General features: G+C 66.6%; 7 protein-coding genes and 1 pseudogene. 1 reads left to right on the top strand and 7 read right to left on the bottom strand.

Annotated features, from left to right (window positions below; translation table 11 throughout):
* Positions 1–101 (bottom strand): annotated as a pseudogene (locus tag AB0J67_RS37525) (IS5/IS1182 family transposase); the annotation flags it as partial.
* A 181-nt stretch (positions 102–282) separates the two neighbouring features.
* Positions 283–624 (bottom strand): carbamoyltransferase N-terminal domain-containing protein, encoded by a 342-nt coding sequence (locus tag AB0J67_RS37520; RefSeq protein WP_363489961.1) that lies wholly within the window; start codon positions 622–624, stop codon positions 283–285.
* 195 nt (positions 625–819) lie between these two features.
* On the opposite strand from AB0J67_RS37520, the gene AB0J67_RS37515 reads away from it, so the two are divergent.
* Entirely contained in the window at positions 820–1419 is a 600-nt protein-coding gene (locus AB0J67_RS37515; protein ID WP_363489959.1) for a site-specific integrase, read from the top strand.
* Here AB0J67_RS37515 and AB0J67_RS37510 read toward each other — a convergent pair.
* The 5 genes from AB0J67_RS37510 to AB0J67_RS37490 form a co-directional block, all read right to left on the bottom strand.
* Complete coding sequence (locus tag AB0J67_RS37510; RefSeq protein WP_363489957.1) at positions 1358–3454, bottom strand: right-handed parallel beta-helix repeat-containing protein; 2097 nt, start codon at positions 3452–3454, stop codon at positions 1358–1360. The genes AB0J67_RS37515 and AB0J67_RS37510 overlap by 62 nt on opposite strands.
* 124 nt (positions 3455–3578) lie before the next feature.
* Positions 3579–5669: a glycoside hydrolase family 36 protein gene (locus AB0J67_RS37505; RefSeq protein ID WP_363489955.1), complete on the bottom strand. Its 2091-nt coding sequence runs from the start codon at positions 5667–5669 to the stop codon at positions 3579–3581.
* A 61-nt stretch (positions 5670–5730) separates the two neighbouring features.
* Positions 5731–6285 (bottom strand): DUF624 domain-containing protein, encoded by a 555-nt coding sequence (locus tag AB0J67_RS37500; RefSeq protein WP_363489953.1) that lies wholly within the window; start codon positions 6283–6285, stop codon positions 5731–5733.
* A 143-nt stretch (positions 6286–6428) separates the two neighbouring features.
* Positions 6429–7382: a carbohydrate ABC transporter permease gene (locus AB0J67_RS37495; protein ID WP_363489951.1), complete on the bottom strand. Its 954-nt coding sequence runs from the start codon at positions 7380–7382 to the stop codon at positions 6429–6431.
* A 9-nt stretch (positions 7383–7391) separates the two neighbouring features.
* Positions 7392–7905, bottom strand: a 514-nt coding sequence (locus AB0J67_RS37490; RefSeq protein ID WP_363489949.1) for an ABC transporter permease subunit, incomplete at its 5' end; no start/stop codon positions are given.

Genomic DNA, 7905 nt, shown 5'->3' with positions numbered 1-7905 from the left:
GCGTCGGTGCGGGCCTGGCGCCAGGCGGTCAGCCGTGGCGCGATCAGTGCCCAGCGGGCGTCGGACAGGTCAGAGGGGTACGCGGGCCGTCCGGTGGTCATGCGGCCGTTCTACTATCGACGGCAGCCGCTGGGTCGCACCCGATGTCCGGCAAACCTCGCCTTTGTGAATGAGACAAGATCTGCCGGAGAAACCCGGTGCCCGAATCGGGGCAACTCCGTCCACAAGCCGCTTGCTGGTCTACGTCCTTGAGCGTAAGGACGCCTGGCGAACCAACGCGAGCTACCTCATACGTAATCGAAACGCCCAGTCAGGACTGTTGTACGGCAGCCGCTGGGTGCGCTCGTGCTCGTCCAGGCCCAGCCATTCGGCCAGGTCGTCGTGATCGGCCCCGAGTGCGACGCCGTCGACGTCGGCGAGCGTGATCCCGGCGAAGTCCAGGCAGTGCTTCAACGCGTCGACCGGCGGCTCTTCGACGGCTCGTTTGTTGCGCGACAGCCGTTCCTGCTCGACGGAGACGATGATGTCTCCGTCGAGCAGCAGGGCGCACGCCGCGTCGTGGGTGCCGTGATTCAGGCCCACATACCAGCGGCCACGAGTTGCCATCCGGCGGGCTCCGATCATGGTGCTCCATTGACCGCGTGCTATGCGCCGATGCTACAGACGGGTTGGCTCCGGGCGATGTCGGCGTCATGCAGCTCTGACGGGCTGCCTGAGGACCGCCTTGCGCTTGCCGGGCTCGGCGCGCCGGGGTCGCTGAGGTAGATGTAGTGGCGGTCGCCGCTAAGGTCAGGCCGTGGTCGGGGAGGCAAGCCGCGGTTGACCGACCGGCTGCGCCCGGTGTGGACCCTTGAGGAAGCGAACACGTTCCTGGCCTACGTGCGTCGGGACCGGCTGTACGTGTTGTGGCGGCTGCTGGTCGTGACCGGGTTGCGTCGCGGTGAGCTCGCCGGCCTCAAGTGGGTCGAGTTCGATCCGATGACCGGCACGATCCGGATCATCCGGCAGCGGGTGGTCGAAGGTGAGGACAGCGCAGTGCGGGAGAAGCGACCGAAGTCGTCGAACAGTATCCGTTCGGTCATGCTCGACAGGGAGACCGCTGCGATGCTCGGCCGGATGCGGCCGGTGGGCGGCAGCCCGTACATGTTCTCGGATCAGACGAACATGCCGTTGCGGCCGGACAATATCACCGACAGGTTCAACAAGCTGTCGGCGGCTGCGGGTGTGCGGCAGATCGGGCCGCACCAGATCCGGCACATGCTGGTGTCGAGCCTGCTTGAACCGCACCGACGAACACCCACCACCCGCAAGCCCACACACAGCTCGACCGGAGACAAGCAGCGAACGACACCACCGATCACTTCTGAAACACGCCGTAGCGCCGGCCCGCCGGTTCTGGCGCGGCGAGTATCCGGGTGACGGGCGCCGATGCGGCGAAAGGCCCGGGCACAACCTCACCTCGGAGGATCCCACAGAGGTCGGCGCTCAGGTCCAGGTCAGACCCGTCGGGGTTGGTGTAGCCCATCTCGGCTTGGTAGCTGGTCCCGAGGCGGTCGGTGGTCACCGGGGCGACCACGTGGGTGCCCGGGTGGGTCACCTCGACGCGAAGGGTGCCGGCTGCGGTGTCGAGCACCTCGACTCGCACGGGTGATGCGCCTGTGATGATGGCCGTGGGTTCCGCGCGGAACGGCTCGGCGCCCTCCGCGTAGAGGTTGCCCTCGATCCAGACCGGGAGGCGTGGCCCGGCCATCGCGCTGCCGTGCTCGTTCGGGTACTCCTGCGCCGTCGGGTAGGCGTCGTACTGCGAGGTGCCCACCGGGGTGGGCATGAAGGTGGCCTGCCCGGGCACGCCGTCCATGTCGATCGCGCCGGACCAGAAGCTCGCGAGCGTCGATTCCGACTGCGGTTCGGTGTGCTCGGCGCGCGCGCCGTCGCCGACGAAGACGTTGTTGTAGAACCGGTTGTCTCCACCGAGGATGTTCGAGACTCCGTAGACGGCCGTGGAGTGCGGGAGGTGGTACGGGGTGTACCGCTGGTGCTCGGTGCAGTTCGCGATGCGACCGGCGATGTAGTTGTGCACGTAGGCGCCGCCGCTGGACATGTCCTTGACCGCCCACGGTGACAGGAACAGGTTCGAGTCCACGAGGTACGGGCCGTGGCAGACCTCGACCATGAAGTCTTCGGCGGTGGAGGCGTAGCAGACGTTGCGCCGCACCAGGGTGCCCTGGGCCTGCCAGTCGAGCCACAGGGCACGGTGCGTGTTATGGATGGTGTTCCCGCTGATCACGGTGTCGATCGCGGCATGCAGCTTGATGCCGGCCACCTCGGCGCCGTGCCACTGACGCTTCACGTGGATGCGGGAGATGTGGTTGTCGCTGATGGTCGAGAACGCCGCCCCCAGGTGCCCGACGATGCCGGCCTGCTCGGAGTCCCGGATCGTGTTGCGGCGCACCGTGTGGGAGCCGACGTGATCCCGGTCCCACGGGTGCGGCTCGCCCGCGGCGGGCCCGCGCAGGGCGAGCGCCCGCTGGATCACCTCGCGCTCGCGCTGTGTGCCGCCCTTGGCACCCTTCGGCCCTGCGGCGGCCTCGTTCTGCCCGGTGCTGGCCTCTTTGCCCAGCGAGACGCCGACGTTCTTCGAGTCGGTGATCGTGTTGTCCTCGATCACCCAGCCCTTCGACCAGTGCGGGCCGATCAGGCCCTCTTGCAGCGCCGTGGGCGGGGCCCACTGCGTGGCGGCCTTCGTCAGGGTGAAGCCGCGCACCGTGATGTAGTCAATGCCCGTGGCGGCGGGCCAGAAGACGAACTTGCGCGCGTTGATCTCGATCTGGTGCTCCGCCGGGTCGGCGCCCCCGAAGTTCGCCCAGATCCTGGTGACGTCGTCGCCCACCTCGCAGTACCAGGTCAGCAGCGAGCCCGCCTGGTCGAACGAGTCCACGGTGACCTCGGGGTGCGCGACGCCGGCCATGGTCAGCGACTCGTACAACGACTTGCCGTCGAGATACACCTCGCCCGTGTGCCAGGTGTTGACCTGGTCGAAGAACCAGTCCCCACCGATGCGCTCGAGGTAGGGGTTGCGCGACCCGAACAGGGAGTTCGGCACGGTCGCCACCCAGACCCGGCCCGCCGAGCCGGCGTGCGGACGCCAGTCGCCGATCACCTCAGCACCCGAGATCGTCACCTTCTCGAACAGGCCATCCGCGCCCAGCGCAGCCTGGTAGGTGATCGGCGCAGCAGCCGTACCGCCGCGGGGTGGGTTCACCCACTCGCGGTACACGCCTTCGTGCACGACGACGGTGTCCCCCGGCTGAGCCAGCGCCGCGGCGGCACCGATCGTGAGCAGGGGGGCCTGCGCGGTTCCGGCGGCGGTGTCGGAACCAGACTTCGCGACGTGCAGCTCCACGCCGGTAATCTCAGCCTCAGGGACGGGGAAAGTAAGAGCGCTGCTGGCCATTGATGATCTCGATTTCTAGAGTTTCCATCGGTACCTGGAGTTCTGCGTCTGAGTGCGATCACCTTGCGAGACGGTGGCCAGTCCCATTACGGCAGCCGGCGCGGGTCGGGATTCCCGGCATATCTCACTCGATCTGCGTGAGCAGCAATGCCGCGGCAGAGAACGGCTCATTCAGCTCCACGGCTACCAGTTCCTCGGTCAGCTCGACCACGATCTCGCGGTGGGAGTAGAGGTCGCTGACCTCGTACCTGCCCGGTGGCAAAGCAACCTCGATCGGAGTTCGCTCAGCGGCTCCGAACCGGTGGACGACGAGCAGGATCTGGGCGCCGTCGTTGGACACTCGCCGGACTGCCTGCCACCCTTCGGGGTGCCGATAGCTGCTCACCTTCGGTCCGAACCGGTGACTGACACCGTTCTTGATCACCGGGACCGCCGCCCTGTAGAAGGTGATTGCCCGGGAGACCACAGCCCACTGCTCGTCACTCAGTTGGTGGATGTCGCCCGATAGGCACATCCGGCCGAGCATGGTCGCGGTGAGCGAGTACGCAAGCCGCTGTGGGCAGTCCTGCGCGCGCAGCACTGCCCAGATCTGGCTCTGCCGGGGGAGCAGTGCGCGTTGCACGTTGGCGGCGATGATGGGGATCTCCGCGCACTCGTGGGCGTCCGAGAATGACGACATGCTGGTGAGGGCCAGCATCGAGGGCTCCAGCCGGTGGCCGCCGGACGCGCAGTTCTCCATCACGAGCTCCGGCATCTCCTCGCGGATCATCCGGAAGAAGCCCTGGACTGCGGCCATCTGCTGTCGCAGTCCCTCACCGAGGGACTCTGCTCCGTCGCACCCGATTCCGATGCTGCTGTTGTAGTCGACTTTGAGATAGCCGAAGCCGTTGGCCTTGAGGAAGTCGATCACCCGGTCTTTGAGGTACCCGATCACGAACGGATCGCGGAAGTCCCAGAAGCGCCGGCCGCCTACGGTGACGGGGACGCCGTCGCGCTTGAGCAGGTGGTCGGTCAGCGTGAATGACGTGGCCCGGGAGCCGACCGTCTCGAACTCGAACCAGATGCCGGGGATCATACCGGCGGACCGCACGTGATCAAGCGCCTCGGTCAGTCCGTCGGGGAACGCTCGGCGGTCCAGTTCCCAGTCGCCGTGACCGTTGAACCATTCGCTGCCGTCGGCCTTGTACCAGCCGCTGTCGATGACGAGATATCGGATTCCTTTGCCCGCGAGCCGGTCGACGATCGCACCAAGGTTCTGCGGCGACGGCGAACCCCAGGTGGTGCAGTATTCATTGAAGATGACGGGCAGAGCCTCTTCGACCGCGGGCACATCCAGGAAGAGCTGGTGGCGAGCCGTCAACCGGTGGGCGGCGTCGTCCACTCCACCCTGCGCGACCGTCAGGTATGCGACGGGGGTACGGAACTCCTCCCCGGGAGCCACGCTCTTCGTCCAGTGGCCCAGCTCACGGTCCGCTAACCCGCCCGACAGGTTGAGGGCGGCGTCCGTCCGGCCCAGCTCGATCTGCCACGAGGCCGGGTGGGCAAGCTGCACGCCCCAGCAGACCCCAGCGCGGCTGTCCTCGAGGAACGCCGTCGGGAAGAACCCTTGCACTGGCCAAGATCCGACCTGACCGAAGCGCAGGCACCGCTCCCAGCTGGCCCAGGCTGGCTCTAAACCCAGGTCCTCGACGTGGTCGGACACCAGACGCCCCTCAGCCGACCAGGCGCTGCGCAGCCTGTGCAGGATCAGATCGCCGGGGGCATCGTCGCCGGCGAAGGGTGTCAGACCAGTGAGCGAGAACGACGAGAGCAGCTCCAGCGTCACCGTGTCCGGTCCCTCGTTGCGAAGGACCACGAATGAGTCCAGCGCGGCCTCGCCCGATTGCCACCGCAGATGGTGTTCGACGAGGCACCCTTGGTGCGTGCGCAGGAGGGTCACGACCGTGACACCGGCGTCGGTCGTGACCTCGCGCTGCGACTCGAGGGTGAGCGTGCCGACAGTGCCACCGTTGCGCAACGAACGACCGGCCGAACCGCCCGGGTATGTGTCACCGACGGTCTTGATCTGGACGAGCGAGTCGATGGCAGACGACTTCTCGGCGACCTGGCCTGCCATTGCTGCCGGGAAGAGCATCATTCCCACCGGTCCGCCCGGGCCAGGCCGCAGGTAGCGGGCGATCGTGTCCCCGAGGACGTAGTCCTTCAGGACCTCCACAACTACTCCTTCTTGACGGAGCCTCACCCCCGAGGCAACTCAGGGCCGCGGCTGGAGAGCGTCAGACCTCCGCCTCCTCCGGCTCCGGTTGCACGTACCCCCGGGCGACGAAGAACCGCTCGAGCAGGTAGCACCACCACAGGAGGATCAGGCCGGGCGCCGCGAACACCGCGGGCATGAAGTTCCAGATGGCGACGCCCCCGAGGACCACGGCGATCCCGAGCAGGAACGTCAGGCTGGGCGTCGTCAGCCCCAACGTGAGCCCGTTGAGCACCTGGCGCCAGGTGGGGTTGGTGAAGCGGGCTGCGAGGGGGAGGCACCAGAAGACCAGGAGCAGGAGGAAAAGTCCGACGACGATGAGCGGCACCCAGACCTCGGCCAGCCCGAGAGTGGGCAGGTAGGAGAGCGTGAGGATGCCCACGGCCGCGACCGGGACGGCCAGCAGGCCGATGACGGTCGCCTGCCTCCAGCTCTGCCGCAAGGCCTTCGTGGCGATGGCCCAGAGGCCTGCGTCCTTGCCCAGGACGTACCGGCGGCACACCTCGTAGGCGACCACCGTTCCCGCTCCCGCCGTCACGACAAGGCCGAGGCTCACGAGCCAGAACAGGCTGATCACGATGACGGAGCCGAGCGAGTCCAGGATGCGCCACAGTCGCGACGCGGGGTGGTAACGGAAGATGGTCGGAGCCTTTCAGTGTGCGGAGTTTCGGGTCCTGAGGACGGGGTCGGCCTGCCGCGGTGGGCGGGCGACCGGCGCCATCAGCCCTTCACGGAGCCGATCACGAGACCGGACACGAAGTGCCTTTGCAGGAACGGGTAGACGAACAGGATGGGGACGGCCGCCACCATGGTGATCGTCGACCGCAGCGCGATCGGTGTGGTGACCTGCCCGCCAGACTGCGCGCTGCCCGTGGCGGCCACGGAGTTCATGCCGGCGTTCATCGAGCTCGCCAGTAGCTTCTGCAACTCGTACTGCAGGGTGGACAACGCCTGATCGCCCGAGTTGTAGAGCAGGGTGTCCAGCCAGGAGTTCCAGCTGCCCACGGCCACGAACAGACCCACCACGGCCAGCGCGGGCTTGCACAGCGGCATCACGACCTGCCACCACATGCGGAACTCGCCCGCGCCGTCCATCCGTGCCGACTCGATGATCTCTTCGGGGATCGACTTCATGTACGTGCGCAGGACGATCAGGTTGAACGCGCTGATGATCGTCGGCACCCAGTAGGCCTGGAAGCTGTTCAGCATGCCCAGGTCCCTGATGAGCAGGTAGTTGGGGATCAGCCCGGCGTCGAAGTACATCGTCAGCACGAAGATCAGGGTGATCGAGCGGCGGAAGACGAACTCTTTGCGGCTGAGCGCGTAGGCGAGCATCGAGGTGAAGACCAGGTTTGTCGCCACCACCACTACCGTCTTCAGGACGCTCATGAAGAACGCCTGGTAGATCGTGGTCATGTTGAACACGACGTGGTAGTTCTGCAGCGAGAAGACCCGAGGCCAGATGCCGATCCCGCCACGGACGGCGTCGTTGCCGTCGTTCAGGGAGATGGCGAGCGTGTTCAGCAGCGGGTAGATCATGAGCGCCGCGAGGGCCAGCAGGAAGGTCGTGTTGAGCGTCGTGAAGATGATCTGCTCGACCGTCCGCTTGCGACGCCGTGACCCGCCTCGTGATGCGCGCCGCGCCAGAGGCTTCGCGACAGTGGCGCCTGACATGAAGTCCTCCTAGACCAGTGTCTCTTGGTTGAGGCGCTTGGCCGCTAGGTTCGCCGAGCCCACCAGGATGATGGCGACGATGGTCTTGAAGATGCCCGCGACGACGGCGAGGCTGTAGTTGCCCAGCTGGTAGCCATAGCGCAGCACGAAGACGTCGATGGTCTCGGACTTTTCGGACACCAGGCCGTTGCCGAGGAAGTACGGCAGCTCGAAGTTCGTGGACAGGATCCAGCCGCTGTTGATGATGAGCAGCACGACGATCGTGGGCCTGATGCTCGGGAGCGTGATGCTGAACATCTTGCGATAGCGGCCCGCTCCGTCGACCTCGGCGGCCTCGTACAGGCCCGGGTCGATCGCAGTGATCGCGGCCAGGTAGAGGATCGTGTTCCAGCCCAGCTCCTTCCACAGGCTCGTCCCGGCGACGATCTCCCAGAAGAAGTTCGGCTCGGTCAGGAACAGGACCGGCTCGTCGACCAGGTGCAGACTCATGAGGCCCTGGTTGATGAACCCGCCGGAGGAGGGC

The organism is Catellatospora sp. NPDC049609, assembly GCF_040675365.1.
Classification (GTDB): domain Bacteria; phylum Actinomycetota; class Actinomycetes; order Mycobacteriales; family Micromonosporaceae; genus Catellatospora.
The sequence above is the reverse complement of the archived record's forward strand: the minus strand, read 5'-3'. Positions and strand labels throughout refer to the sequence as shown.

Excerpts from the sequence above, each read along its gene's own strand:
- AB0J67_RS37520 (WP_363489961.1), bottom strand. The coding sequence starts at position 624 with ATGATCGGAGCCCGCCGGATGGCAACTCGTGGCCGCTGGTATGTGGGC.
- AB0J67_RS37510 (WP_363489957.1), bottom strand. The coding sequence starts at position 3,454 with ATGGCCAGCAGCGCTCTTACTTTCCCCGTCCCTGAGGCTGAGATTACC.
- AB0J67_RS37495 (WP_363489951.1), bottom strand. The coding sequence starts at position 7,382 with ATGTCAGGCGCCACTGTCGCGAAGCCTCTGGCGCGGCGCGCATCACGA.